Genomic DNA, 26,536 nt, shown 5'->3' on the forward strand with positions numbered 1-26,536 from the left:
ATAAAAAACAATACGATTAGACTTGTTTAATCTGATGAGCCTTCAAAGTAACAATTGAACTGACTATAATCTTATAGAGTTCATTAGCTTCTTGCAATAAGTCTTGCAACTTCTCTGCCTTTATCATACCACTATCCCTTATAATTTCCAACCAATGTATTGTTTCATCAAGTTCTTCTTCTACCATTTTCAGTTTATTTAAGAAATCCTTATCTGATTTACCTAAACAAGCCGCTCTATAATTAGCAGCAGGAGAAGTACCCGAGCGAACAATCTGCTTGGCAATAGCGTTTCCGGAAATCGTATTGGGCATACCATCTACCATCTTTATTATTCTCAACGAGAACATCTTAAATCGTTTTTTCAAATCTTCAGCGTCCATCAATGAAAGTAATTCCAATCGTAAATAGTAAATCGTCTAATCGTAAATAAATTTATCGTTGAACACGTCCGCTTGCATCTCCACCGGCCAGTGCTTCCACCTCTTCTACCGATACAAGATTGAAGTCACCATTGATTGTATGTTTCAGTGCAGAAGCAGCTACGGCAAATTCAAGAGCCTCGCCTTGATTCGGTTTTGTCATCAAACCGTGAATTATACCACCGGAGAATGAATCGCCCCCACCTACACGGTCAATGATCGGATCGATATCATAACGTTTTGAAGTATAGAACTCCTGCCCGTTATAGATCATCGCCTTCCAGCCATTATGAGTAGCAGAGAAAGACTCACGCAAAGTAGAGATTACATATTTAAATCCGAATTCTTTCATCATCTGCTGAAAAATACCTTTGTAGCCTTCAGCATCGGTATGACCTGCTTCAACATCAGCATCCGGTTTGAATCCCAGACAAAGTTCTGCATCTTCCTCGTTACCAATACATACATCTACGTACTTCATCAACGGTTTCATGATAGACTGTGCTTTCTCCTTTGTCCACAGTTTCTTACGGAAGTTCAAGTCCACAGAAACAGTCACACCGTGACGTTTAGCAGCCTCGCAAGCCAAACGAGTCAGTTCAGCAGCTTTATCAGAAATAGCCGGAGTAATACCAGACCAGTGGAACCAGTCAGCACCTTCCATTATAGCGTCAAAATCAAAATCAGAAGCATCTGCTTCGGCAATAGAAGAGTGAGCGCGGTCATAGATTACTTTGCTCGGACGCATAGAAGCTCCTGTTTCAAGATAATAGATACCTACGCGATCACCACCACGGGCTATAAAGTCTGTTTTAACACCATATTTGCGCAAAGCATTTACGGCAGACTGACCAATTTCGTGTTTAGGCAATTTAGATACGAAGTATGCATCGTGACCATAATTTGCACAACTTACAGCAACGTTAGCTTCACCACCACCGTATACAACATCAAAAGAGTCAGATTGAACAAAACGGGTATTACCCGGAGTTGATAATCTAAGCATGATTTCGCCTAACGTAACGACTTTCTTTCCCATAATTCTATGTTTTAATGAAATAAGTAATTAATATTATTAAGTTTCAATTTATCATTTCAAGCCCTTTTCAGCGCTTAACTCACTGATACCATGCATTGTAGTTTAACACTTATCATACATTGCATAACTTTCGTGTGCGGGCACAAAGATACAATAATTTTCGTAATTACAAAAATTGTTATATATTTGTGTCGAAAATATTAATATTATTATTGTGTACGAGCACAGTGCTATTTACTATTTGACGATTTATTTAAAGAATTTCTCATGAAAACAGAAATAATAACATCAAAATAATAAATAGCTAAATAGTAAACAGATCAATGAATAAGTTACCTGATAGAATTAGAATCAAAGATATCGCCCGTTTGGCCGATGTATCAGTAGGAACCGTAGACCGTGTCATTCATGGCCGCAGCGGAGTTTCGGAAGCAAGCCGTAAACGGGTTGAAGAAATTCTGAAGCAACTGGACTATCAACCCAATATGTATGCCAGTGCACTTGCATCCAACAAGAAATACACTTTCGCTTGCCTTTTGCCTAAACACTTGGAAGGAGAATACTGGACCGACGTAGAAAAAGGAATCAACAAAGCGCTGAGTACGTATTCGGATTTCAACACCACAGTAAAAACCACCTATTACGATCCATACGATTACCATTCTTTCGTTGATGCCAGCAACGATATTGTCGCACAGCATCCGGATGGAGTGATGGTAGCTCCCACCATACTCAAATACACCCAAATATTCATAGAGCAACTGACCGAACTGGATATACCTTATATATATATAGACTCTAACATAAAAGAAATACCACCGTTGGCTTTTTTCGGTCAAAATTCCCGCCAAAGTGGATATTTCGCCGCACGCATGCTGATGTTATTGGCAAGAGATGAAAAAGAAATCGTAATCTTCCGTAAAATACACGAAGGTATTGTGGGCTCCAACCAACAGGAAAACAGAGAAAAAGGATTCAGGCAATATATGAAAGAATATCATCCTTCGTGCAACATCCTGGAGCTCGACCTTCATGCCGAACGAAATGATGAAGATGCTCTCATGCTCGATGCTTTCTTCCAACAACATCCTACTGTGCGTAATGGAATTACATTTAATTCCAAAGTATATATCGTTGGTGAATACCTATTGAATCGCAATAAAAGCGACTTTAATCTCATCGGCTATGACCTTTTAGAACGGAATGTCGCCTGCCTTAAACAAGGTAGTGTCTATTTTCTCATTGCCCAACAACCCGAATTACAAGGATATAACGGTATTAAGGCACTATGTGACCACCTCATTTTCAAGAAAGAGGTAAATTGCATCAACTATATGCCCATCGACTTGCTGACGGTGGAAACAATCGACTATTACAGCAATAAGTAAAAGGATTTACGATTATAAATAAAAAGGACATCATGGAAACAAAGTTTTTAAAAATCAATCCTGCTGACAATGTAGCCGTAGCTATTGTCAACCTGCCTGCAGGAGAAAGTCTTTCAGTGGACGGTATCGACATCACCCTAAACGAAGATGTGCCCGCCGGACATAAATTTGCTTTGAAAGACTTCGCCGAAGGAGAAGATATCATCAAATACGGTTATCCTATCGGCCATGCCAAAATGGCAAAAAGGCAAGGTGACTGGATGAATGAAAATAACATAAAAACCAACCTTGCAGGACTGTTGGAATATACCTACAATCCGATACAGGTATCACTCGATATTGCTCGAAAAGATCTCACTTTCAAGGGGTATCGCCGTAAAAACGGAGATGTCGGTATACGTAATGAGATATGGATTATCCCCACTGTAGGTTGCGTAAACGGTATTATCAATCAATTAGCCGAAGGATTACGCCGTGAAACACAAGGTAAAGGCGTAGATGCGATTGTCGCCTTCCCTCACAATTATGGCTGTTCACAGCTGGGCGACGACCACGAAAACACGAAAAAAATTCTTCGTGACATGGTGCTTCATCCCAATGCGGGTGCCGTATTAGTCGTTGGATTGGGATGCGAAAACAACCAACCGGATGTATTCCGCGAATTCTTGGGTGATTACGATCAAGATCGTGTAAAGTTCATGGTTACCCAGAAAGTAGGTGATGAATATGAAGAAGGAATGGATATTCTTCGTGAATTATATGCTAAAGCAGTGAAAGACGAGCGCACCGAAGTTCCCCTGTCCGAACTGCGCGTAGGATTAAAATGTGGCGGTTCTGACGGTTTCTCCGGTATTACGGCAAATCCGTTATTGGGTATGTTCTCCGACTTCCTCATAGCACAAGGCGGAACCAGCGTGTTGACGGAAGTACCGGAAATGTTTGGTGCAGAAACAATCCTAATGAATCGCTGCCGTAACAAAGAATTGTTCGAACAGACTGTCAAGTTGATCAATGATTTCAAAGAATACTTCCTGTCTCATGGTGAACCTGTAGGTGAAAACCCGTCACCGGGAAATAAAGCCGGCGGTATTTCCACTTTAGAGGACAAAGCTTTGGGATGTACACAAAAATGTGGAAAAAGCTATGTAGAAGGTGTATTGTCCTATGGAGAACGTTTACAGGTCAAAGGACTTAACTTGTTATCGGCCCCCGGAAATGACTTGGTAGCTGCTACTGCATTGGCCTCTTGCGGATGCCATATGGTATTATTTACCACCGGACGTGGAACTCCTTTCGGTACTTATGTCCCCACAATGAAGATATCTACCAATTCAACTCTGGCAAAAAACAAGCCGGGATGGATCGATTTCAATGCCGGTGTGATTGTTGAAAATGAACCGATGGAAAAAACATGTGAACGTTTCATCGATTACATCATTAAAGTGGCAAGCGGAGAATTCGTTAACAACGAAAAGAAAGGATATCGTGAAATTGCTATATTCAAGACAGGAGTAACGCTGTAAAAAAGAAGCTAAAAGTTAGAAGTCAGGAGCCGGTAGTCAAAATCAGAAGCATGTAGCACGCAGACATAAACATGCTGAGTTGATTTTAGCTATCGGCTACTATTTTTTTATATTGATCACTTAGCGTCCGCCAACCACTAACTACTAACTACTAACTACTATCTGCTAACTTCTATCTTCTTATTATTATCTTTGCACTCCAAATACAAGTACAATTCAAAGAATGAACGAAGAAAAGAATATAAAAAGAGCATCCGGCTGGTGGGCACTTAGTCCTCTACTTGTTTTTCTATGCCTATACTTGGCTACTTCAATTATCGTCAACGATTTTTATAAAGTACCCATCACTGTCGCATTCTTAGTATCCTCATGCTACGCTATCGCTATAACAAAAGGACTAAAGCTGGATCAACGAATATACCAGTTCTCCGTTGGCGCTTCAAACAAAAACATCATGCTCATGGTTTGGATCTTTATTCTTGCCGGAGCTTTTGCCCAAAGCGCCAAACAAATGGGTGCCATCAATGCAACAGTAAACCTCACTCTACATATACTTCCGGACAACCTACTTTTAGCAGGTATCTTTATAGCTTCCTGCTTCATTTCGCTCTCTATCGGTACCAGTGTAGGAACAATCGTAGCTCTTACTCCGGTCGCTACCGGATTGGCACAAAGAACAGGAATAGATCTCCCTTTCATGGTAGCCATCGTAGTAGGCGGTTCTTTCTTTGGCGATAACCTGTCATTCATCTCCGACACCACCATCGCCTCTACCAAAACACAAGGTTGTGTAATGCGCGACAAGTTCCGGGTAAACTCCATGATCGTAGTCCCAGCCGCACTCATAGTACTGGGCATTTATATCTTTCAAGGATTATCAGTCATTGCTCCGGCACAAACACAGGAAATCGAATGGCTTAAGGTCATACCCTATCTCGTTGTATTGGGAACAGCCATCGCCGGTATCAATGTAATGATCGTCCTTCTTCTCGGTATCATCAGTACAGCTATTATCGGAATTCCCACGGGCAGTTTCAGTATATTCGAATGGTTTGGCGCAATGGGTAGTGGCATCACCGGAATGGGCGAACTTATCATCATCACCCTATTGGCAGGAGGCATGCTTGAAACAATCCGCTATAACGGAGGAATCGATTTCATTATTGAAAAACTCACACGTCATGTCAATGGTAAACGTGGTGCCGAACTAAGTATTGCCGCCTTGGTAAGTATCGCCAACCTTTGCACAGCCAACAACACCATCGCCATTATCACTACCGGCCCGATTGCTAAAGACATTGCCGGAAAATTTAATCTCGACCGCCGAAAAGTAGCCAGCATTCTCGACACCTTCTCCTGCTTTATACAAGGTATCATTCCTTACGGAGCGCAACTTCTTATGGCAGCCGGATTAGCCAATATCTCCCCCATCAGTATCGTTGGAAATTTGTATTATCCTTTTACGATGGGAACATTTGCATTATTAGCCATTCTTTTCCGCTATCCACGCCGGTATTCATAAAAACAGAAAATGCCATCATACTGCGATTTCGATTTTAGAAACAGAACCACTGCCTTGTTTCTTTAATCGAAAAACCTCGTTTATATCCATAGCAAAAATCAAAATTCGCATCAGAAATTCATTCATAACTTTTAGATTTATAGCACTTTATTACAAATTCCAAGTTCACTGATTTAAAAATATTATCTATCTTTGTGCCCTCCAAACAACAGTAATAGAAAAATATGCTAAATCATAATTCCGACAAGTTCACCCGACTAACTTCCATGGCGCAGATTGGTTGGTTTGAAGTTAATTTAAAAACCCAACAATACACTTTATCAGAATTTGTTACGGATCTTCTATGTCTCGAAAAGAAGACAGTCGGTTTTAATGATTTGTATCATCTGGTTCACGAAGATTATCGCGAACATTTAAAAGAAGAATTTAAAGTCCTTCACAGCCAACGCATATTCGAACAGATTTTCCCTATCCACACAAAATATGGAATGAATTGGGTACAACTGAAAATGGAATCCGATTCAGATATCGGCCAGGCAAATATCCACTGGTTCGGTTATATCAGATGTCTCGATGATATTGAAAGCACTGAAAAAGGATTGGGCAATAAAGAAGAACTAAATAAATTACTTTATCGCCAAATAAGTATATCACATTCTCTATTGTCATTTCTGCAAACAGACGATATTTCCGATACAATCCGGGAAATTCTGAAAGATATATTGATACAATTCAATGGAGACCGGACTTACATATTTGAAATATTCCCGGAAGAAAAGATTCAAAACTGCATTTATGAAATAACAGCAGAAAATGTATCTGAAGAACAGGAGTCACTCCAAAATATTCTGTTCGATGAATCCTCGTGGTGGAACGAGCAGATATCCGGTCAGAAAGCCATTATTTTAAATACACTCGATGCCATGCCTCCGGAAGCAAGATATCACAGAGAAATTTTAGAACGCCAAGATATAAAATCTCTCATGGTTGTCCCATTGCTATCCAAGAAAAGGGTATGGGGATATATGGGTATAGACATCATTAAGCAATGTCGTAATTGGAGCAATGCCGATTATCAATGGTTCACTTCATTGGCAAATATCATCAGCATTTGTATTGAATTACATAAATCCGAGCAAAAAGCCATAGAAGAACAGCAAATATTACAGCATAAAGAAGAGGTGCTCAATAACATTTTCCAAAACTTACCGGCCGGCATCGAATTATACGATAAGGACGGTTATCTGACAGAAATCAACGATAAAGAACTCGAGATGTTCGGTATCGGGAACAGAGAAGACGTATTAGGAGTAAACCTGTTTTCCAACCCTAACATACCAGACAATATTAAAGACAACCTCAGAAGACAGGAAGATGCTTTTTTCAACACAAACTATAACTTTTCCAACATAAACGATTATTATCCTTCTTTGAAAAAAGAGACCATCAATATAGTGACCAAAGCTACGGCATTGCGTGACTCTAAAAACAATTTCACAAACTACTTACTCATCAATGTAGATACCACAGAGGCTGCATCTGCCCGTTCGAAGATAAAAGAATTCGAAACCCTGTTCGCCCTTATAGGCGATTATGCAAAAGTCGGGTATGCCGTATTCGATGCTTTAAGCCGTGATGGTTATGCCCTTAGTAGCTGGTATGATAATATCGGTGAAAAAGACGGAATTCCCCTCCCCGAAGTTATAGGTGTTTATCGGAATGTGCATCCCGATGACCGGGCAGTTTTAAAGGAGTTTGTAGGTAATGTCAAACAAGGACATACTACCTGCCTGCGTAAAGACATACGTATCAAAAGAGCATCCGGTAACTATTCCTGGACCAGCGTCAACGTACTTGTAAGAGATTTCCGCCCTCAGGACGGAATCATTGAAATGGTCTGTGTCAACTATGATATCACTCCACTGAAACAAACGGAACAAAAACTTATCATTGCCCGGGATAAGGCCGAACAGTTAGACCGGTTAAAATCAGCTTTCTTAGCTAACATGAGTCATGAAATCCGTACTCCCCTCAATTCGATTGTCGGTTTCTCGACTTTACTGACCGAAACGGATGATTTAGAAGAACGCGCAGAATATATCAGCATCATACAAAGGAATAACGAACTATTGTTACAACTGATTTCAGATATATTGGATCTTTCCAAAATTGAAGCCGGTACATTCGATTTTGTAAAAGAGAGATTTGAGATTGAACAAGCCTGCCAAGAGATTGTACAAGAGCTCAAAGCAAAACCCCAAAAAGGAGTAACACTTCTTTTCGAATCGCATGCTTCACCCTGCCATATATATAGTGACAAGAACCGATTTACTCAAGTCCTCACAAACTTCATCAATAATGCCATCAAATTTACCTCACAAGGCAACATCACCGTAGGTTATGAAATAACATCCGACAATGCAATAAAAATCTATGTACATGATACCGGGTTAGGAGTTCCCAAAGAAAAGCTCGACAATATATTCGACCGTTTTGTGAAGTTAAACACCTTTGCTCAAGGTACCGGAATCGGATTATCGATCTGCAAAAGCATCATTACACAAATGGGAGGTGAAATAGGAGTCGAATCGGTCGTGAATGAAGGTTCGTGCTTTTGGTTCACACTTCCCTTGCAACAAGGGAAGTGAACTTTGAAAATTAATTGATTCATTTCCAAAATGTTAATTTCATCATAAGATATATATTTAAGTAAAACATTTCTTATCTTTATTCAGCTAAACATTCTTTTCTTATATTTAAATCAATACTTTTAATGAAAAAATGCGTCATTATAATCCTTGCCTTTTTATATATAATACAAGGAACTGCAAAAGATACCCGAGAAATAATCATACGTGGTGACAGTGCTTTCCCACCTTATGAATTTATAAACGACAAAGGAGAACCGGATGGTTTTAATATTGATCTAACCCGTGCCATTATGGACGAATTGAAGCTACCCTACGACCTGCAACTGGAAGATTGGCCGGATATACTTCAGCAATTCGAAAAGGGGGAAATCGATCTGATTACCGGCATGGCAAAGTTCGAATCTCCTCAAAACGGCCCGTCCAAACTGAGCAAAGCCCACAGCTATATAAACTACAAATTCGTCTGCCGGAAAGATGCCCTTATCCAACATACAAAGGATTTATCACACAAAAACGTTATCGTACAAAGGTATGCCCTACCTCATAAAAAGTTAAAAGACATGGGATATGATTCCCATCTTATTCCGGTTGACAATATGATGGAAGGATTGAATATGCTATCCGAAGGTAAAGGTGATATGGCAATATGCCTTGACAACATGGCGCAATACATAATTTACAAAGACGGACTAACCAATCTTAGTATTATAGATTCCGAATGGCCATTACAAGAATATTGCTTTGTAGGTACTGACACCCAATTATTAGAACAAATAAACTCAGCCCTTCTGAAATTGAAGAAAAACGGAGTATATGACCGGATACATGTGAAATGGTTGGGAGAAAAGCCGACATTCAGTATTCCTACATGGTTATATTTCCTTTTGGGGGCTCTATTACTCACCGCACTATTGCTATCCATCTTCGTCACAATCTATAAAAAAAGAGCCCAAAAGGGAGAAATTCTACTTAAAGAAGAAAATGAAAAACTCAATGCTTTATTACTCGAAAACAAAAATTTTCTAAACCGATATCAGACAGTATTCAATACTACTCTGGTGGGACTAAGCTACTATGATAAAAAAGGTATATTGGTAAGCGTCAATGATGAGATGGCCAGATTATTTCAAATGGATAACAAAAACAAATTGCTGAAAGAACAACTATCCATATATGCGAACCCTGTTTTGCGAAATCACGGTATTATAGACGAGCAAAACCAAATTCACGAATTTCATGGTATATTAAAATACGACATGCGTAAAGAGCAATGTCCGCAATACTTCGCCCGCTTTACCCCTTTCGATCAGATATTCTACTTCAAAATGGATGTTACACCCATAAAAGACCAGGAAGGAGAGCTTATCGGTATTTTAATTACAGCCATAGACCGGACGGCCGAGGAAAAACATGAACGGCAAATGGCCGAACAAGAAGCAAAACTCAATATGGCAATGAATGCAGGCAATGTCACTGCATGGATTTACGAACTGCACACACAAGAGTTCATGTTACGCGGCAATATGCGCACTGAAAAAGGACTCAATATGGAGAAGTATTTAGGCATGCTCCATCCGGACGATCGCATAATACAAAAAGAGCTATTCGATACAATCTTACATGGACAAAAAGAATCAGCGGAAACCGTATTCCGTTATATGCACGAAGACGGTACTTATCACTACTACGATAGTCGTATGATATCCAAAAAAGAAGAAGACACTGTGACAGCCATATTGGGAACCCAGAAAGATATAACACAAGAAGTACTTAACAACAAAATTCTGAATGACACGATTGAAAAACTCCGTTTCGCCATTCAGACGGCAGGTATGGCCATGTGGGAATATAATTGTGACACACAACTGTTCACCACATATAATGAACCGGTAGCAGATTACAAGGACGGTGCAGTAATCTCCATGAGCACTTACGACTGTTATTCACAAAAAGACGACGAAAATCTGGAACTAATTGAAAAAGCAGCGGGTATCGTAAAAGACAGGAAGGATGAATCTTACAACTTCATTGTAAAAATGAAGACCAAATACGATTCGGATTGGCAGTATTGTACAGTACGCGGTGTCCCTATGGAGAAAGATAAAAATGGAACGGTCATAAAGTATCTGGGTGTCAGATTAAATATCACCGAACAAATCAATTATCAGAAATTTTTGGAACGGGAAAAAGAAACCGCCCAACAAGCCGATAAGCTGAAATCTGCATTTTTAGCAAATATGAGCCATGAAATCCGTACTCCGTTGAATGCCATCGTAGGCTTCTCCGAACTGCTTCAAACCACAGAAGACGTTAATATGCGAAAGGAGTTTATGAATATCATCAACAATAACAACGAACTGCTGTTAAGGCTTATCGGTGATATTCTGGACCTGTCGAAGATAGAATCGGGACTTATGGAATTAAAGTTGGAATCTTTCGATTTGGCAGATGCATACAAAGAAACCTTTATGGCTCTGAAGCAACGATGTACTAATCCCGAAGTAGAGTTCATCGGCCATAATCCCTACAAGAGTTGCCTGGTAAAACTGGATAAAAACCGTCTGGTGCAGGTAGGAACGAATTTTATCACCAACGCTATAAAACACACTGACAGAGGTCGCATCACTATGGGATACAGTTACATTGACGGAGGCATAAAATTATATGTAGAAGATACCGGACATGGTATACCGAAAGAAAAACAGCACAAGCTATTCCAACATTTTGCCAAGCTCGACGACTTCACGCAAGGTACCGGTTTAGGATTAGCCATTTGTAAAGCAATCACTGATGCACAAGGTGGTAAGATCGGTATGGAAAGTGACGAAGGAAAAGGAAGTAAGTTTTGGGCCTGGTTTCCTTGTGAAGCAGAAATTGAGAGATATGAGGAAACGGAAGAAATTGCAGAGGATATCCTAAGAATGGGGCATAATCCGACTCTTAGCACTTCACAGGAGTCTTGTACCAATGATGTTCAGAAGAAATCCATATTAGTAGCCGAAGATATCGACAGTAATTATATGCTGGTAAAAGCCCTCCTTAAAACATCTGAATTAACCCGTGCCTATACAGGTAAAGAAGCGGTGGAACTTGCATCAAGCCATCATTATGATGCCATTCTGATGGATATGAAGATGCCGGTTATGGGTGGTTTGGAAGCTACCCGGGAAATACGGAAATTCGATACGGAAACTCCTATCATCGCCGTTACTGCCAACGCTTTCGAGTTCGACAGAGAAGAAGCCATGAGGGCAGGATGCAATACGTTCATAACGAAACCCCTCAACAAAAAAGAATTGAAAGAAGTATTAGGTGACTAAGAAGCTGTTTAAATTTTGCTCAGTATTATTCTTAAGAGAAAAAATTAAACAGTCTCTAAGAATTAAGTGATTTTATTTTATGTAAATGGAAATATCTCTTCATAAACAGAATATAAATAACGCTTAAAAGCAGTATAGTTCCCCCCATATACCAATATCCATTATCTTGAAACAAAAAATATCCGATTATCACCAATGCCTGTACCAGCATGTATACAGATGAAACCACCACATGAGGGATCTTCAGTTCATTCGCCATAATCTGATACAGATGCTTCCGGTGTGGCAAACCGATATTCTCATGAAGCATCAGGCGATGGATTATCGTCAGTACACTATCCACACCGTATACGGCCAACAGGATAATCCAACTGAAATCCTCCGTCCGGATAACTAACTTGCCGATAAAGAACAGCAGAACGAATGCAATGCAGACAGAACCGACATCACCGGCAAAACACTTGGCACGTTTCCGGAAATTGAAGAAGTTGAAAACAAAGACACTGCAAAGCACCGTCAGAATAAAATCCTGTTCTACGAAAGAAACGACCGCCTCATTGATATAAGCAAGGGCTACGAGAACAACCAATGAATATCCGCCGGTGATGCCATTGATGCCATCCATGAAATTGTAGGCATTGATGATACCCGTACAAACGATCAATGCCACAAAAAGCGTCCACCAGGGGAGTGAAAACAACCCCCATTGATAAAACATCAAAGCCATGGCGGAGAAATGAAACACCAGTCGGAGTACTTGTGAAGTGGAACGGATGTCGTCTACAAAGCTGATAAAGGTGATCAATGTCAAGGCAAGCATAAACCAGGGGTATTCAAAATGACTCGTCAGAAAATAAGCCAATACACCAAAATAAAAGATGATCCCTCCACCACGCAAAGTAATGCGGGTGTGAGAACTACGTTCATTCGGCTTGTCGATGATATTACATTTATCAGCGATGCGGAAATAAAAAAGTTCTGCAAGGAAGAGCAGAACTAAGATGATTAGATAATACACAGTCTTATATATTTAAAAAGTATCTTCGATCATGGAAATAATAAAAGAGCCAATCATCTGATTATAAACGGATAATCTTGACCCGATCACAAATCACTCAAACGATTGTATGGTCTTTATCAAGCCCTCTTTGGCAGTCACCGGCATTTTTTCAATGCCCAATGCGTTCTTTATTTTGGCATTACTAACCACATAATTCTCCGTCAGCTTCCGAAGACGCTCCTTGTTTAAAGGCAGATGCAGTAAGCTTCCAAGCCCGGCGAAACCTTCCATCAAACTTTTATTTATTTTCCAGATATGCGGTTGCTTGCCCATAGCCTCACAAATGGTAGCAATCAATTCATTCGTAGACATCGCTTCATCGTCTCCCATGTGATAGATACCGCCCGGAACAGCTTTCGTCAGCAATCCTTCTATCACATAACAAAGGTTATCGATCGAAGTAAACGAACGGCGGTTCTCAAAACTGCCCAATGGCCAGGGAATACCTTTCTTCACCACATTATAAAGCAGATTCAGATTTCCCTTATTCCCAGGCCCATGAATCATGCAGGGACGGAGAATATACACTTGCCTATCCAACCCCAAACGACCAGACTGACCAACAGCACCACAAACTTCTCCTGCTCCCTTCTCAATTTTCCCTTCTCCCTTTAATATGTATTCCTCCGCCTTAATTTTACTCTCGCCGTAAGGACCTACCGGAGCAGGAACGACATCCTCCGTCAGTATATCCCCCACCACACTGTCGGCAGCAGCTTTCACTGAACTGAAGAAAATAAATTTCTTGGAAGAGGACTCTAAGAAGAAATCGAATATCTTCCGAGTCAGACCGGTATTGATATCAAAATAGGCTTGAGCCACCGATTCGTTCTTGGTATCGTGAGCTTTACCGGCAAGATGGATGATGGCGTCAAACTGAGGAAAGTGGTGCAATGGGAAAGATGTTGGTTCAATATCTTTCCAAGAAAAAGTTTTCACCACACCGTCTTTCACCGGTGTAACAATATCCAAACCGTAAAGGGTGTGCCTGCCTTTCAAAGAAGAAACAAGATTGGAACCTACAAAACCATGAATGCCGGTAATCAAAATATTCATTGCGCGATATATTATTTTCCGATACAGTAATATGAAAAACCTATTTTCTGAAGTTCCTTCTTGTCATAGATATTACGCCCGTCAAAAACAACCGGTTTCTTCATCGTCTTTTTTAACACTCCCCAACTCGGCATACGAAATTCTTTCCATTCAGTTACCAAAAGTAAAGCATCCGCATTGAGTGCAGCATCATACATATCGGTGGCGTAATTCACCTTATTACCTATTTTGCGTTGGCATTCCTGCATAGCAACCGGATCGTAGACCGTCACAATTCCACCGGCTGCTACAATATTATCTATCAAGACCAGAGCCGGCGCCTCACGCATATCATCCGTTTCGGGCTTAAAGGCCAATCCCCAGAGAGTAATTTTTTTTCCGGCCAGTTTCCCATCATAATGCTTTGTAAGTTTTTCAAAAAGTATATTTTTCTGAACTTCATTGACTTCCTCTACAGCTTTCAACACCCGCATCGTATATCCATTTTTATCAGCCGTCTTTATCAATGCCTTTACATCTTTGGGAAAACACGATCCTCCGTAACCACACCCCGGATACAAAAACTTACTACCAATACGGCTGTCTGCACCGATACCTTTACGAACCATATTCACATCCGCTCCTACCAACTCACACAAGTTTGCAATATCATTCATAAAACTGATACGGGTAGCCAACATTGAATTCGCAGCATACTTTATCATCTCCGCACTGGGTACGTCTGTAAAAATCAAACGATAATTATTCATCATAAACGGCTTATACAGTCGTTCCATAATACTCTTAGCCTCCTCGGATTCTACTCCTACCACGACACGGTCAGGTTTCATAAAATCATCAATGGCATTTCCTTCTTTCAAAAACTCCGGATTAGAAGCTACATCAAAATCAATGGCAACATTACGTTTGTCCAGTTCTTCCTGAATAGCGGCTTTTACCTTTTGGGCCGTACCGACAGGAACCGTACTCTTCGTAACCACAAGGACATATTTTTTCATATTTTGTCCAATGGTACGAGCTACTTCAAGTACATAACGCAAATCAGCACTACCATCTTCATCGGGAGGTGTACCTACCGCACTAAATACAACTTCAACCTCATCCAGACAGGAAGCCAACGAGGTAGTAAACTTCAAACGCCCGGCATTATAATTACGATGAACCATATCTTCCAGTCCCGGCTCATAAATTGGAATAATTCCTTTTTTCAAATTCTCGATCTTAGATTCCATCACATCTACACAAGTGACATCCACTCCCATCTCCGAGAAACAGGTTCCTGTTACCAAACCCACATAACCAGTTCCAACAATTGCTATTTTCATATTTCTTTGATTTGAAATTTTAGTATTTACAAATGATAAAAAGAACGATACCAATCTACCGTTTCCTTTACTCCCTCTTCAATCTCTTTATCGGGCTTAAAACCCAACTCTTTCTGTAATGCAGTGGTATCCGCATTCGTCTGATATACATCCCCGGGCTGCATCGGCAGATATATCTTTTCCGCAGCATATCCGATTGCCTTTTCTATGGCCTGAATAAAATCCATCAGCTTTACAGGATGAGAATTCCCAATATTATAAATCTTATAAGGAGCTTTGGATGTACTCGGATCCGGCTCTTCCGGATTCCATGAAGAATTGGATTGCGGAATTGAATCAACCACCCGTAATACTCCCTCCACAATATCATCTATGTATGTAAAATCACGAAGCATATCCCCATTATTAAACACCTTAATCGGACGCTTGTGTAAAATAGCATCCGTAAACAAAAAAGGAGACATATCCGGCCTCCCCCAAGGGCCGTATACAGTGAAAAAGCGAAGTCCGGTAGATGGAATGTTATACAGATGGCTGTATGCATGTGTCATCAGTTCATTCGATTTTTTAGTTGCGGCATATAAACTTACCGGATGAGCAATACTATCTTTTTCAGAGAAAGGCACTTTGCCATTCAGTCCATAAACACTGCTGGAACTTGCGTATACCAGATGCTTTATTTTATAATGCCGGCATCCCTCGAGTACATTAAGAAAACCGTCAACATTGCTTTCCACATAAGCATACGGGTTTTCGATTGAATAACGTACACCTGCCTGTGCCGCCAAATTTATTACAACATCAAACTTCCCATTGGCAAAGAGCATTTGCATGGCCTGTTTATCTTCCAGATTCATCCTCACAAAACTAAAAAGAGAATAAGTGCTGCTCGAAACAAACTTATACCATTCAATATCCTCCCGGGAAACACCCAACGTGACAAGACGTCCGTATTTTAAATTTATGTCATAATAAGAATTGATATTGTCCAATCCCGTTACTTCGTCACCACGTAACAAAAGGCGCTTACAAACGTAAGAACCGATAAAACCGGCAGCACCGGTAACTAATACTTTCATAAATTTCCGGTCATTAAAATCTCATAAATCTCCAAATGTTTTGCGATAACATTTTCTATCGAAAAATCTTTTTCTGCCAAACATCTCGAGTTCTTACCCATTTTTTGTCTCAATGCCTTATCTTCAATCAAAATTTCCAACCGGTCCGCCAAGGTTTCACTATCTTGCACCGGAATCAAATACCCATTGTATCCCTCTATCACAGTCTCCTTACAACCTATAGAATCCGTTGTTATAATAGGTCTTCCCACGGCAGTCGCCTCTATTAATGATTTTGGCAATCCTTCTTTATAATAAGACGGAAAAGCTACTATATGGCAGTCTTTTAACAAGCTCAATACATCCGTCCGATATCCCAACCATTGGATATACTCTCCATCACACACTCTTTTTAAATCTTCCTCTTTTATCGCTTTCGGATTGTCATCCAACCCTCCACAAAGCAGAAATTGAACCTTATCCCGATATTTCTCTTTCAGTTTTATAGCAGCATCCGTAAGAATAAAAATTCCTTTCTCCATAATCATACGTGCCGTCAATAGAACTCTTATCTTGCCGCTTTCCGGTTCCGGAGTATAACAGAATTGCTGTAAATTCACACCAGATCCTTTAATCATATACGCTTGTTCCTCTCTTATTATGTGGTGTTTCCGAAATAGAAATTTATCTTCACCATTTTGGAAAATAACGGCGAGATTACTGCGATGATGAGAAAATCGAAGGACTTTCGGAAGTATTTTCGAAATCACAGACCGATTCTCTTCCGAGAAGAAAATCCCTAAGCCACTTACAGCATTTACCACCCCACGAACACGAGATAGTTTTGCAGCCAATGTTCCCCAAAGTATTGTTTTAAGCCCCACATGGTGCACGATATCCGGCTTTTCATGGCGATATAAATTATAAAGGAACCAGCAAGTGCACAGTTCCTCTCTAATATTCTGCCCCGAGCGATTCATCGGCAAGTCGATCACCTGTAATCCAAGAGCTTCAATATCTTTTTTCTTTCCGGTATCTTTGGTTACAATAGTGACGTTATAACCAGCTTTTTGAGCTTCTAATGCAATATCTTTACGATGTGAAAGGAAGAACCAATCAACATTGACAACAACAAATAGTTTAAACATCACGGAACAAGGTTTTGTATATTTCTAATCACTTACTATAAAATCGGATTATTCTTGCCGGATTACCAGCAACAATACAATTATCAGGAATGTCTTTCACCACAACACTGCCTGCCCCAACAATTACATTATCGCCAATATGAATATTGCCGATAATAACTACATTGGCACCTAAATTTACATTATTACCGATTATAGGCCTTCCATTATTTTTAGCCCCCAAAGTAGTACAATGCCTACAGGAAAAATTATTACCGATAGATTCCGCATTTAAAATGGTAGCATAAGGATGAGCCAATAAAAAACCTCCCCCCATCTTCAATGTATCAGAAATAATAAAATATCTGTCACCTTTTCTATACCAACCTATCATGAGAGAAGCTATTGGTCCAAGGCGATAATAAAAGAGTGATCTAAAATATGCATTGTTATGTAAAAAGTACAAAGTACCCCAGAAAGGGGATAGCCTTATTTTCAAAGAGGGTAACATAGCTGCGACATCCGAAAAAAGTAATAGCCGCATATCTTTTTTTATTAAAAATAAAAGATGAGGAATATATATAAATGAAAAAAAAATGGCCATACAAAATCTCACCAAATCTCTACAGTATTTTTTTCTATCCGTATCCATCATTTACCCCAGATTAAATATCTCGTTTTTTTCAGTACGGCTCTAAATAATGCAATACAATAAACTAAATAAGCCTGAAACTTTCCTCCTCCATTTAAGCAGATTACTTTCATTATTTCAGTTTTTTTCTTTTTCAGACTATCGGAAGTTGCCCCTCCGATCCGAAATAATGTTATATCATAATCTATATACAAAAACGAAGCTCCCTTATCATAGAATCGAATCAATAAGTCTTTATCCATTTGATATTTCAAATCAATACGATAGGCCCCATACAGTTCATAAGCATCTTTTCTAATAAAAGTACCTGGATGTGCCACACGGATATTAAAAGAGACCAATGGAAACTTCATGGAAGGTATATCTCTCCATTTAGAGTCACTATTTTCATCATAAACAACAACATTTCCTCTATATACATCCACGTTCTTATCATAGCATTCGGCCAACTTGAATAAAGCACCAGGAAGCAATAAATCATCAGAATTTATAATTCCTACTATCTCACCTGTAGCTCGTTTTATCCCTTTATTAAAAGCATCGCTAATTCCTTTATCTTTTTCAGATATCGTATAAGATATTTGACTCGCATATTTATCTATTATTTCTAAAGTTCCATCAATCGAGCCACCATCAATAACTAAATATTCAATATTAGGATAATCTTGGGAAAGTATGCTTTTTATTGTTTCTTCTAAAGTTCTCTCACTATTTAGAGTTACAGTTATTATCGATATTTTGGGATAAAAATTTAATTTATTCCTCGACTCCATACTTTCTTCTCCGTCTATCATATTCATATTTACAATGCCATAATTCATACTTATATTTCCCTTTTGACGATTTATACATTTCGATACGAGCCATTAGTGGATAGAAAAAATCTACAATAGAACAATACAATTTAGAATGAGTAACTTTATAATAATATCTCTCACTATTATAAAACCACAATGCTTTTCTTTCGATATTACTTATACTCTGACTCTCCAAATGTTGTATTCTTGCCGTTGGTATCGATAAAATATCATATCGTTTACTCCTTATTCTATAACACAATTCGGTTTCCTCACAATACATAAAAAAGCCGGGATCAAAAGCTCCTGTTTCTTTCAATACCGAAGCCTTTACCATCAAATCCGCACCAATGATAAAAGCTACGCGACGTTTACGATCTGTGTAATTATGCAAGCGTTCTTTACCATAATATAATTTTAACGGTAATCTAAAAAAGTCAAATATAGAAGGAAAAAAAAGACTGTAAGATGTTGTCGGATTCATTGCTGCATTATATAAATTACCACCACAAGCTCCCACTTTCGAATTTGTATCCAAAGCGTCAGACAATATTTTTATGGCATTATTTAGCAATACCGTATCTGGATTCAAGAATAAAATATTACGACCTTTTGCCACCTTGACTCCTTCGTTATTGGCCCTGCCGAATCCTACATTTTGAGACAACCCTATATATACAACCTTATCTGCATATTTTTCATACAAAATAGATTTAGAACCGTCTTGCGAATCGTTATCTACAACTATTATTTCAAATGTAATTTCTGTTGTACAAGAAAACACTGAATCAATAGCTGCAAGCAATAAATCCGCAGTCTTGTAATTAACTATGATAACCGAAACATCCATTATTCCAAAATCTTATTTTTGTGCAACACATATTTATAGAAATCATATATGGCAGACACATATTGTTCTTCAGAATACAGATGAGCAACTGTATCTTGCGCCGCCTTTATCATAGGAAAATATGTTACGACCCCATTCTCCATTATCTGATTAAACAGCGATGCCAATTCATTTATAGAAGAAAATCTTAAACCGATCTCTCTTTGAGAAAAAAGCAGACCATTATCAAATTGCTCTTTAGTACCCGCCGTATTTCTTCCAATCACTAAACACCCTGCAAACATAGCCTCTGCTGTTACGCGACCAAAAGCCTCCGCTTTGGAAGCAACTACCAGTGCAAGAGCTTTATGCATTAGAGTTTTCACTTTATCAGATGCAACACCTCCCATAAAAATAATTACGCTTTCCAATCCAGATAAGATCACTTTATTTTGCAACTCATCATGTAGTTTACCATCGCCTACAACAATAAGTTTACATGTATTTGTATTGGCATATTTTCTCTGTTTGCAAAATAAAATATATGCATCAATAATATCATGTATCCCTTTAGCTTCATCCAATAAGCCCACATAAAGAAAATAGTTCTCTTTAGATTCTTCAAAATGCAAATCCTCTGATCGGGCAATTCCATTATAAATAATCCGATTGTTATCAGTTTTTTTTATATAGTCAGCTATATCTTTGGTTATTGAAATTGAATAACTTTTACTAATTGCCCGATTTAACCATTTTCTTGAAGGTATAGGTTTTAGCCCATAGTCTTTCTCCAAGTATTCACGAACATGCCAGATATGAGGTATTTTTAGATTACGTGCTACAAAATATCCATATGGAATTGCTGATGTATTCGTATGAATAATATCAGGGGAATATTGTTTTGCAAGCTTTCTTATTTTCCATGTCGAAACTATATATCCTCTGATAATATGTAGCCATCTGGGAAAATATAACAATTTATTCAGAACAGAATTCAACCTCGGATAAGACGCCATCCGATAGTATATCGTTTCGTGCCGAACCCCCAATATATCCAATTCATGGTATAACAATTTATGTTCTATTGGAGATACGACCAAAACCTCAACTTTCTTACTGATAATACCATTTAATAAAGACAATAAAGATTTACTACTACCACTAATAAATGATTCGGGAGAGTAGGCCGTTAGTATAAGTATCTTCATTTCAAACTATATTTCATCACAATTTTTCTTTTCTTAAAGCTGTAAAAAGTCATAATTCCAATAAATGCCAAAGCATACATTTTTTGAATATGCCAAGTGAATATCATATGCATAAGCACAAAAAACAGATAAAATAACAAACAATACAAGGGAACTGAAAAAGATTTATAAAAACGCTTTATCAATAATCTAAAGAAAATTCCAAATAAGAACGGAAATATGAAAATCCCCAATACACCAAAATCAAGATAATGATAAATTGCATTTGTATATGCGTAATTAGCTACCGTATCTTCCCCAACAGAAATCCAACTATCCTGAAAAAAATCAGTTGTATTTTCAGATACCAACGAAATTGTTATACCAAATTTCTTTAATATAATCCATGCATACCTGTTTAAACCATCAAAAGTAGATAAACCATACTGATACCCTATTTTATCCAAATATTGATTACTCAAAGCATAGTCAAACAATCGGAAGGGTAACAAAGAATAAGTGATAAACTGCTTATTCAATTCCTCGCTTCCATGGATAATCGCCTCCATATTAAAAGTAAAATAACCACTCCTCATTGCTGTAATCCAACTCATCATTATATAAGCTAAAAGAATCAGAATAACAATAAGAAGGTATGCAAATTTTGATACTTTTATTTTTGCAACATGGAAAATATCCCTACATATAAAATAACAGAATAATAGAGCCATGAAAAACACTAAAAAAGATGCACGACCTCCTCCTATCAAAGAATAAAGAACTAAAAACAACAGAAAAAGAAATATCTTTCCCCACCGTCTATAACATAATATCATGTAAGCAGATATTGCACATAAAGAGTAAAATAGCGGAGGACAAAGAAAAGAATATATCTGAAAAAAAATGTTACCTTGGTTTTCTTTAGCTATCAAAGATATTGCATCAACCCTACTATCCAAAAGAAATAACAAAGAGGCATATTGTCTATAAATATTAGTACATACTAGAATACCCAACAACACAATACCCAAAAAGAATTTACTATTAATAATCTTTTGCATTGTAGACAAAACCGACACATTTTCCGTTACCAAACAAGATACTTGTAAAGGAGAAATATGAATACAAGAAAATCCGATCAAAAAAGACATTACGTTTAGTATTAACAAAAAATACGCATATGATGAAACTTCATATAGTCCATACGGATTGTATATAGAAAATAACAAAGCTAAGAACCAGTATCCTACAAATGATAATATAATCCACTTTGATAAATGATCTTTTATAAAAAACTGAATAAATAATAAAGCCAATATAAAAACAAAAAACACTCCGTACAACATATTCAAATTATCCTTTCATATACTTTAGCCATTTCATTGATCCGCTTCCTCTGCGTTCTATATAATGAATGATACGACATTGAACCCAATAACATATTATAGCCAATAAATACAAAAACGCCCATTTTACCATCCAATTATCCAAATAAGAGTTTACAACTCCTACAAAAGGGATATGCCATAAATAAAGCCAAATGGTATTTCGACCTATAAAAGAAGGAACGTTCAAATATCTATTAGAAATTAACGATATTGGGATTTTCTTCAATAATATCCAAATTAAAAGACTCATCAATCCACCATATAACAGGAAATAAGAACGAGGAGGATATTTGTATATAGGAGAAAGACAAATAGGAGTTCCCTTTTCTATCATCCAATAAGAAAAAGCAAACAAATTTGCCAACAGGAAAGAAAGAAAAAAGACTTTTAATATTTTATTAGAAGTTTTTTTTGCACGCAATCCTAATAGAAACATAAAAGAATATGACATATACAATATATACTCACCCAATATTGACGATAATTTATACGAAGCTATTTCCCTAAAAAGAATAACCAATAATTCTTGCCCTACCAATATCAATAATAACAGCAAAAAAAATGACTTTATAGAAACTATACGATTATTAATATACTGCAAAATAGGAGTCAATAACATGAGTATTAAAAACACTCTCAAAATCCAGACAAAACCGATACCATACATTAAAAGATAACTGGAGAGAATTGTTTTTAAACCATATTCCACACTAATAATGCGGAAAGAAAACAGAATATAAGCAATAATAAAATAAAAAGAAAGAAAAATATATGTAGGAACCAATAACCTTAAAACCCTTTTTTTAATATAGGGCCAATAATCTTTCAAATCAATACCCCGTTCAGACATCACCAATCCTGAAACAAAAATTATTAATGGAACATCAAAACAGCGAAGTTGCAAAATAAAAAAAGGCGGATTCACATGAGCTAAAAAAATCAGTGAAAGGCTAATAAAACGCGCAAAGTCTATTGTCTGCTCTCTCTTAATACAATCATTTGCCATATTTCATCGGATATATATGTTTCAATATTCTTTCGCTCAAAAACTTTCTTTCGTTCTTTTGAAGTCCTGTGAAAAATATGATACTTGCAACATAAATCAAAAGCCCCAAAGTATATAAAACCAATTCCCCGAAATTGGTAGCGTCAGAACAACAATAAAAAGGAATAAAAAACGACAAAATAAATATCAACAAATTCTTTAAAACAACTTGTTTCATATAAGCAGTTAACGAAATGGATAAACTTTGTTTCAATATCCAAAGTCTAACAAAGAGTCCTATTATCGTAGTAAATATAGCAATATACATTACTGAATAAGAAGCATATCCAAATTTCAAAAGACAATATGACAAAGGAATATCCATCAACATTACAAGTGCAATACAAATCTGAAATTTTTTTATCCTTCCTGTTGCTTGTATGGCTGTAACCAAAGATCCGGCCATACTATGTATCAAACTCATTATTAATACCAAACGCAAAAACATATCTGTGTTTTCAGGAACAACAGTCAACCAAAGTTTAAGAATATAGGATGTATTCAATAATACAGGAATTACAACCATCAATAAGAGGTAAAAGGAAAATCTCGACCCCCTGAAAACAAGACTTAACATGGCTTGTCTTTCTCCGGAAGCATATAGTTTTGTTATTTGAGGATTCATTGCCATCTGGAAGTTTTGGACAAATCCTTGAACCACCCCACTAACTTGATAAGCAATTCCACGGGCAGCATTTACAACCGGACCTTCAAATAAATTCAATAATATATTAACTCCTTGGTCTTTGGCTACGAATCCTAAGTTTCCAACAAAACTCCAACCTGCAAAACCCATCATACGCATAAACAACAATTTATTCCAATACATAGAATAATGACACCCCGAAATTCTATATTTACAATAAGTAACATATACAATGCGAATAATGAAAGCAGATAATAAGATAAGAACTGCATAAAGTTTCAGTTTATCCCCAAAAAGCAAAGTAGATAATAGAAACGCAATCAATAATTTTAAAGAAACTTCCAATATACAAATATAGGCATAGACCTTCATTTTCTCATGAGCAACGATAGCCGCATTATACGGTACCCCAATAATATTGATGACTAAAGCGAATATTGAGCATTGATATACCCAATTTGCAGCATTCAAACGATGTACAGGGATGTTCATTTTCACATTTAAAAACCAAACCCCAATCGTTTCCGATAATAATAAAACGACAGCCGCTATTAAAAAATGGATGTTTATAGACATGGAAAAGACCTTCTGAAGTCTTTCCCATGTCCCTCTTCCTAATTCATATGCAATAAAGCGTTGAGAGGTAGCAATCATCGCCGAATTCAAAAAACCAAACATCGCTACTACCCCACCTACAACATTATAAATCCCATAATCTTCTACATCCAAAACTGCTAAAACAATTCTTGATGTATAAAGACCAACAAGAATCGTAAAAAACATTCTGAAATACAATAAAAGCGTATTCTTGGCAATCCTTTTATTATCTTGAAAGTTAGTCATTATTGGATAATAATGTAAATACTGTTTTTTAAAAGATACTCCAACTAAATAATCAATAATCAAACACCCCATCGGCATCTTTCAATCGTGGATGCGCCTTATCTTTCTTACTTAAAACTATCTCAGCAGCAGGAATACGCCAATCAATACCCAGATCCGGATCGTCCCAGGCCAAAGCCCCTTCCGATTGCGGTGCATAGTAATTATCACACTTGTATTGAAACACAACCTCTTGGCTCAAGACGCTGAATCCATGTGCAAAGCCTCTCGGAATAAAGAATTGACGATGGTTTTCCGCAGTCAATTCTACCGCTACATGCTTGCCGAAAGTGGGAGAACCCTTGCGGATGTCCACTGCCACATCCAAGACTGCACCTCTCACTACACGTACCAACTTACTTTGTGCAAAAGGAGGCTTTTGAAAATGCAACCCACGAAGTACACCATACGAAGATTTACTTTCATTATCTTGTACAAATACGGTTTTACATACTTTTTCTTCAAATTCTTTTTGGGAAAACGATTCAAAAAAATAACCACGCTCATCTTTAAATAATCGTGGTTCAATGATAACTACACCATCGATAGCCGTTTTTATTATATCCACTGTTGTCTGCTAAAAATTAAAATTGGAAGTTCTTTTTTAAGGAAAGATAAAATGAAATTTTAGAGAGAAAGTTCATCAATCACTTGCAGAAGATACTGCCCATATTGATTTTTCCGCATGGGTTCAGCCAATTCACGCATTTTTTCAACCGTTATCCAGCCGTGACGCAAGGCGATACCTTCCAAACAGGCAATCTTCAACCCCTGACGTTTTTCTATTACTTCAATGAAAGTGCTTGCTTCACTTAAAGAATCGTGCGTGCCGGTATCGAGCCATGCAAAGCCACGACCCAAAGTCTGTACTTTCAATTCTCCGTCCTTCAGAAATTCCTGATTGACAGTTGTAATCTCCAACTCTCCACGGGCTGACGGTTTTATATTCCCGGCAATTTCCACTACTTTGTTAGGATAAAAATATAGTCCCACTACCGCATAATTGGATTTGGGAGATACCGGTTTTTCTTCAATACTCAAGCAATTCCCATCTTTATCAAATTCGGCTACCCCATAACGCTCCGGATCTGAAACCCAATATCCAAATACGGTCGCTTTCTTTTCTTCTTCAGCCATACAAACAGCTTCTTTCAGCAATTTAGAAAATCCGGCACCGTGAAAGATATTGTCGCCCAGTACTAAACAAACAGAATCATCGCCAATAAAATTCTCACCTATGATAAAAGCTTGCGCCAATCCGTCCGGTGAAGGTTGTTCGGCATATTCAAAACGGACCCCAAAGTCAGAGCCGTCTCCCAACAAACGTTGGAAACCGGGTAAATCATTAGGAGTAGAAATGATCAAGATTTCACGGATACCCGCCAACATTAAAACCGAAATGGGATAATAGATCATCGGTTTATCGAAAACCGGAAGAAGCTGTTTGCTTACTCCTTTGGTGATAGGATACAGCCGGGTACCGGAACCACCTGCTAAGACAATGCCTTTCATTGTATTTCTATTGTTTGTATTTTTTTATATATCGGCACCGACCAGACTCTTCCGAATAATAGTGTGCCGATAATTATCTTATATGATTGGAAATCCTACAAATAAAAT

21 protein-coding genes are annotated in these 26,536 nt (G+C 37.9%); 5 read left to right on the top strand and 16 right to left on the bottom strand.

From position 1 onward, the window contains the following. Positions 1-16: 16 nt before the first annotated feature. Both HMPREF1532_RS00370 and HMPREF1532_RS00375 read right to left on the bottom strand, forming a co-directional pair. Positions 17-382: a four helix bundle protein gene (locus tag HMPREF1532_RS00370; RefSeq protein WP_025819311.1), complete on the bottom strand. Its 366-nt coding sequence runs from the start codon at positions 380-382 to the stop codon at positions 17-19. Positions 383-434: 52 nt separating this feature from the next. Next, complete coding sequence (locus HMPREF1532_RS00375) at positions 435-1,460, bottom strand: sugar kinase (RefSeq protein ID WP_005923224.1); 1,026 nt, start codon at positions 1,458-1,460, stop codon at positions 435-437. A 323-nt stretch (positions 1,461-1,783) separates the two neighbouring features. Here HMPREF1532_RS00375 and HMPREF1532_RS00380 point away from each other — a divergent pair, with 323 nt between their 5' ends. From HMPREF1532_RS00380 to HMPREF1532_RS00400, 5 genes are all read left to right on the top strand, one after another. Next, positions 1,784-2,848: a LacI family DNA-binding transcriptional regulator gene (locus tag HMPREF1532_RS00380; protein ID WP_005923227.1), complete on the top strand. Its 1,065-nt coding sequence runs from the start codon at positions 1,784-1,786 to the stop codon at positions 2,846-2,848. 32 nt (positions 2,849-2,880) lie between these two features. After that, positions 2,881-4,371: a UxaA family hydrolase gene (locus HMPREF1532_RS00385; protein WP_005923230.1), complete on the top strand. Its 1,491-nt coding sequence runs from the start codon at positions 2,881-2,883 to the stop codon at positions 4,369-4,371. 223 nt (positions 4,372-4,594) lie between these two features. After that, positions 4,595-5,893: a Na+/H+ antiporter NhaC family protein gene (locus HMPREF1532_RS00390; protein ID WP_005923233.1), complete on the top strand. Its 1,299-nt coding sequence runs from the start codon at positions 4,595-4,597 to the stop codon at positions 5,891-5,893. Positions 5,894-6,117: 224 nt separating this feature from the next. Beyond that, positions 6,118-8,541, top strand: coding sequence for a sensor histidine kinase (locus HMPREF1532_RS00395; RefSeq protein ID WP_005923239.1), 2,424 nt, complete (start codon positions 6,118-6,120; stop codon positions 8,539-8,541). 125 nt (positions 8,542-8,666) lie between these two features. Continuing rightward, entirely contained in the window at positions 8,667-11,864 is a 3,198-nt protein-coding gene (locus HMPREF1532_RS00400) for a response regulator (RefSeq protein ID WP_005923242.1), read from the top strand. 55 nt (positions 11,865-11,919) lie between these two features. Here HMPREF1532_RS00400 and HMPREF1532_RS00405 read toward each other — a convergent pair whose 3' ends face one another. The 14 genes from HMPREF1532_RS00405 to rfbA form a co-directional block, all read right to left on the bottom strand. Further along, positions 11,920-12,882 carry an MraY family glycosyltransferase gene (locus HMPREF1532_RS00405; RefSeq protein WP_005923244.1) on the bottom strand — a complete coding sequence of 321 codons (963 nt, stop codon included), beginning with the start codon at positions 12,880-12,882 and terminating at the stop codon, positions 11,920-11,922. Positions 12,883-12,975: 93 nt separating this feature from the next. Continuing rightward, positions 12,976-13,980: an NAD-dependent epimerase/dehydratase family protein gene (locus tag HMPREF1532_RS00410; protein WP_005923247.1), complete on the bottom strand. Its 1,005-nt coding sequence runs from the start codon at positions 13,978-13,980 to the stop codon at positions 12,976-12,978. An 11-nt stretch (positions 13,981-13,991) separates the two neighbouring features. Then, positions 13,992-15,305: a UDP-glucose dehydrogenase family protein gene (locus HMPREF1532_RS00415; RefSeq protein ID WP_005923249.1), complete on the bottom strand. Its 1,314-nt coding sequence runs from the start codon at positions 15,303-15,305 to the stop codon at positions 13,992-13,994. A 26-nt stretch (positions 15,306-15,331) separates the two neighbouring features. Continuing rightward, complete coding sequence (locus HMPREF1532_RS00420) at positions 15,332-16,384, bottom strand: NAD-dependent epimerase (RefSeq protein WP_005923251.1); 1,053 nt, start codon at positions 16,382-16,384, stop codon at positions 15,332-15,334. Beyond that, positions 16,381-17,511 carry a glycosyltransferase family 4 protein gene (locus tag HMPREF1532_RS00425; protein WP_005923253.1) on the bottom strand — a complete coding sequence of 377 codons (1,131 nt, stop codon included), beginning with the start codon at positions 17,509-17,511 and terminating at the stop codon, positions 16,381-16,383. Before HMPREF1532_RS00425 ends, HMPREF1532_RS00420 begins: the two co-directional genes overlap by 4 nt. Before the next feature lie 28 nt (positions 17,512-17,539). Further along, positions 17,540-18,145: a serine acetyltransferase gene (locus tag HMPREF1532_RS00430; protein WP_229034332.1), complete on the bottom strand. Its 606-nt coding sequence runs from the start codon at positions 18,143-18,145 to the stop codon at positions 17,540-17,542. Further along, a complete protein-coding gene (locus HMPREF1532_RS00435; protein ID WP_005923258.1) occupies positions 18,142-18,936 on the bottom strand; it encodes a glycosyltransferase family 2 protein in 795 nt (264 codons plus the stop codon). Before HMPREF1532_RS00435 ends, HMPREF1532_RS00430 begins: the two co-directional genes overlap by 4 nt. Beyond that, on the bottom strand, positions 18,899-19,789 hold the full coding sequence (locus HMPREF1532_RS00440) for a glycosyltransferase family 2 protein (protein WP_005923261.1): 891 nt from the start codon (positions 19,787-19,789) through the stop codon (positions 18,899-18,901). Before HMPREF1532_RS00440 ends, HMPREF1532_RS00435 begins: the two co-directional genes overlap by 38 nt. Further along, the gene (locus tag HMPREF1532_RS00445) at positions 19,789-20,976 is read right to left on the bottom strand and encodes a glycosyltransferase family 4 protein (RefSeq protein WP_005923263.1); all 1,188 of its coding nucleotides are present in this window, start codon (positions 20,974-20,976) and stop codon (positions 19,789-19,791) included. Before HMPREF1532_RS00445 ends, HMPREF1532_RS00440 begins: the two co-directional genes overlap by 1 nt. Then, complete coding sequence (locus HMPREF1532_RS00450; protein WP_005923265.1) at positions 20,973-22,301, bottom strand: O-antigen polymerase; 1,329 nt, start codon at positions 22,299-22,301, stop codon at positions 20,973-20,975. The genes HMPREF1532_RS00445 and HMPREF1532_RS00450 overlap by 4 nt, the downstream gene beginning before the upstream one ends. A gap of 7 nt (positions 22,302-22,308) precedes the next feature. Beyond that, on the bottom strand, positions 22,309-23,349 hold the full coding sequence (locus HMPREF1532_RS00455; protein WP_005923267.1) for an acyltransferase family protein: 1,041 nt from the start codon (positions 23,347-23,349) through the stop codon (positions 22,309-22,311). Continuing rightward, positions 23,339-24,949: an MATE family efflux transporter gene (locus HMPREF1532_RS00460; protein WP_005923269.1), complete on the bottom strand. Its 1,611-nt coding sequence runs from the start codon at positions 24,947-24,949 to the stop codon at positions 23,339-23,341. Before HMPREF1532_RS00460 ends, HMPREF1532_RS00455 begins: the two co-directional genes overlap by 11 nt. Continuing rightward, positions 24,930-25,484, bottom strand: a complete 555-nt coding sequence (gene rfbC, locus HMPREF1532_RS00465; RefSeq protein ID WP_005923272.1) for a dTDP-4-dehydrorhamnose 3,5-epimerase — start codon at positions 25,482-25,484, stop codon at positions 24,930-24,932. Before rfbC ends, HMPREF1532_RS00460 begins: the two co-directional genes overlap by 20 nt. A 59-nt stretch (positions 25,485-25,543) precedes the next feature. Next, a complete protein-coding gene (rfbA, locus tag HMPREF1532_RS00470) occupies positions 25,544-26,428 on the bottom strand; it encodes a glucose-1-phosphate thymidylyltransferase RfbA (protein WP_005923275.1) in 885 nt (294 codons plus the stop codon). Between the last annotated feature and the right edge of the window lie 108 nt (positions 26,429-26,536).

Origin of the sequence: Bacteroides salyersiae WAL 10018 = DSM 18765 = JCM 12988, assembly GCF_000381365.1 — a bacterium.
Classification (GTDB): Bacteria; Bacteroidota; Bacteroidia; order Bacteroidales; family Bacteroidaceae; genus Bacteroides; species Bacteroides salyersiae.

Coding starts and splice junctions, on each gene's coding strand:
- HMPREF1532_RS00370 (WP_025819311.1), bottom strand. CDS start 382: ATGGACGCTGAAGATTTGAAAAAACGATTTAAGATGTTCTCGTTGAGA.
- HMPREF1532_RS00375 (WP_005923224.1), bottom strand. CDS start 1,460: ATGGGAAAGAAAGTCGTTACGTTAGGCGAAATCATGCTTAGATTATCA.
- HMPREF1532_RS00380 (WP_005923227.1), top strand. CDS start 1,784: ATGAATAAGTTACCTGATAGAATTAGAATCAAAGATATCGCCCGTTTG.
- HMPREF1532_RS00385 (WP_005923230.1), top strand. CDS start 2,881: ATGGAAACAAAGTTTTTAAAAATCAATCCTGCTGACAATGTAGCCGTA.
- HMPREF1532_RS00390 (WP_005923233.1), top strand. CDS start 4,595: ATGAACGAAGAAAAGAATATAAAAAGAGCATCCGGCTGGTGGGCACTT.
- HMPREF1532_RS00395 (WP_005923239.1), top strand. CDS start 6,118: ATGCTAAATCATAATTCCGACAAGTTCACCCGACTAACTTCCATGGCG.
- HMPREF1532_RS00400 (WP_005923242.1), top strand. CDS start 8,667: ATGAAAAAATGCGTCATTATAATCCTTGCCTTTTTATATATAATACAA.
- HMPREF1532_RS00410 (WP_005923247.1), bottom strand. CDS start 13,980: ATGAATATTTTGATTACCGGCATTCATGGTTTTGTAGGTTCCAATCTT.
- HMPREF1532_RS00415 (WP_005923249.1), bottom strand. CDS start 15,305: ATGAAAATAGCAATTGTTGGAACTGGTTATGTGGGTTTGGTAACAGGA.
- HMPREF1532_RS00420 (WP_005923251.1), bottom strand. CDS start 16,384: ATGAAAGTATTAGTTACCGGTGCTGCCGGTTTTATCGGTTCTTACGTT.
- HMPREF1532_RS00425 (WP_005923253.1), bottom strand. CDS start 17,511: ATGTTTAAACTATTTGTTGTTGTCAATGTTGATTGGTTCTTCCTTTCA.
- HMPREF1532_RS00430 (WP_229034332.1), bottom strand. CDS start 18,145: ATGATGGATACGGATAGAAAAAAATACTGTAGAGATTTGGTGAGATTT.
- HMPREF1532_RS00435 (WP_005923258.1), bottom strand. CDS start 18,936: ATGATAGACGGAGAAGAAAGTATGGAGTCGAGGAATAAATTAAATTTT.
- HMPREF1532_RS00440 (WP_005923261.1), bottom strand. CDS start 19,789: ATGGATGTTTCGGTTATCATAGTTAATTACAAGACTGCGGATTTATTG.
- HMPREF1532_RS00445 (WP_005923263.1), bottom strand. CDS start 20,976: ATGAAGATACTTATACTAACGGCCTACTCTCCCGAATCATTTATTAGT.
- HMPREF1532_RS00450 (WP_005923265.1), bottom strand. CDS start 22,301: ATGTTGTACGGAGTGTTTTTTGTTTTTATATTGGCTTTATTATTTATT.
- HMPREF1532_RS00455 (WP_005923267.1), bottom strand. CDS start 23,349: ATGGCAAATGATTGTATTAAGAGAGAGCAGACAATAGACTTTGCGCGT.
- HMPREF1532_RS00460 (WP_005923269.1), bottom strand. CDS start 24,949: ATGGGGTGTTTGATTATTGATTATTTAGTTGGAGTATCTTTTAAAAAA.
- rfbA (WP_005923275.1), bottom strand. CDS start 26,428: ATGAAAGGCATTGTCTTAGCAGGTGGTTCCGGTACCCGGCTGTATCCT.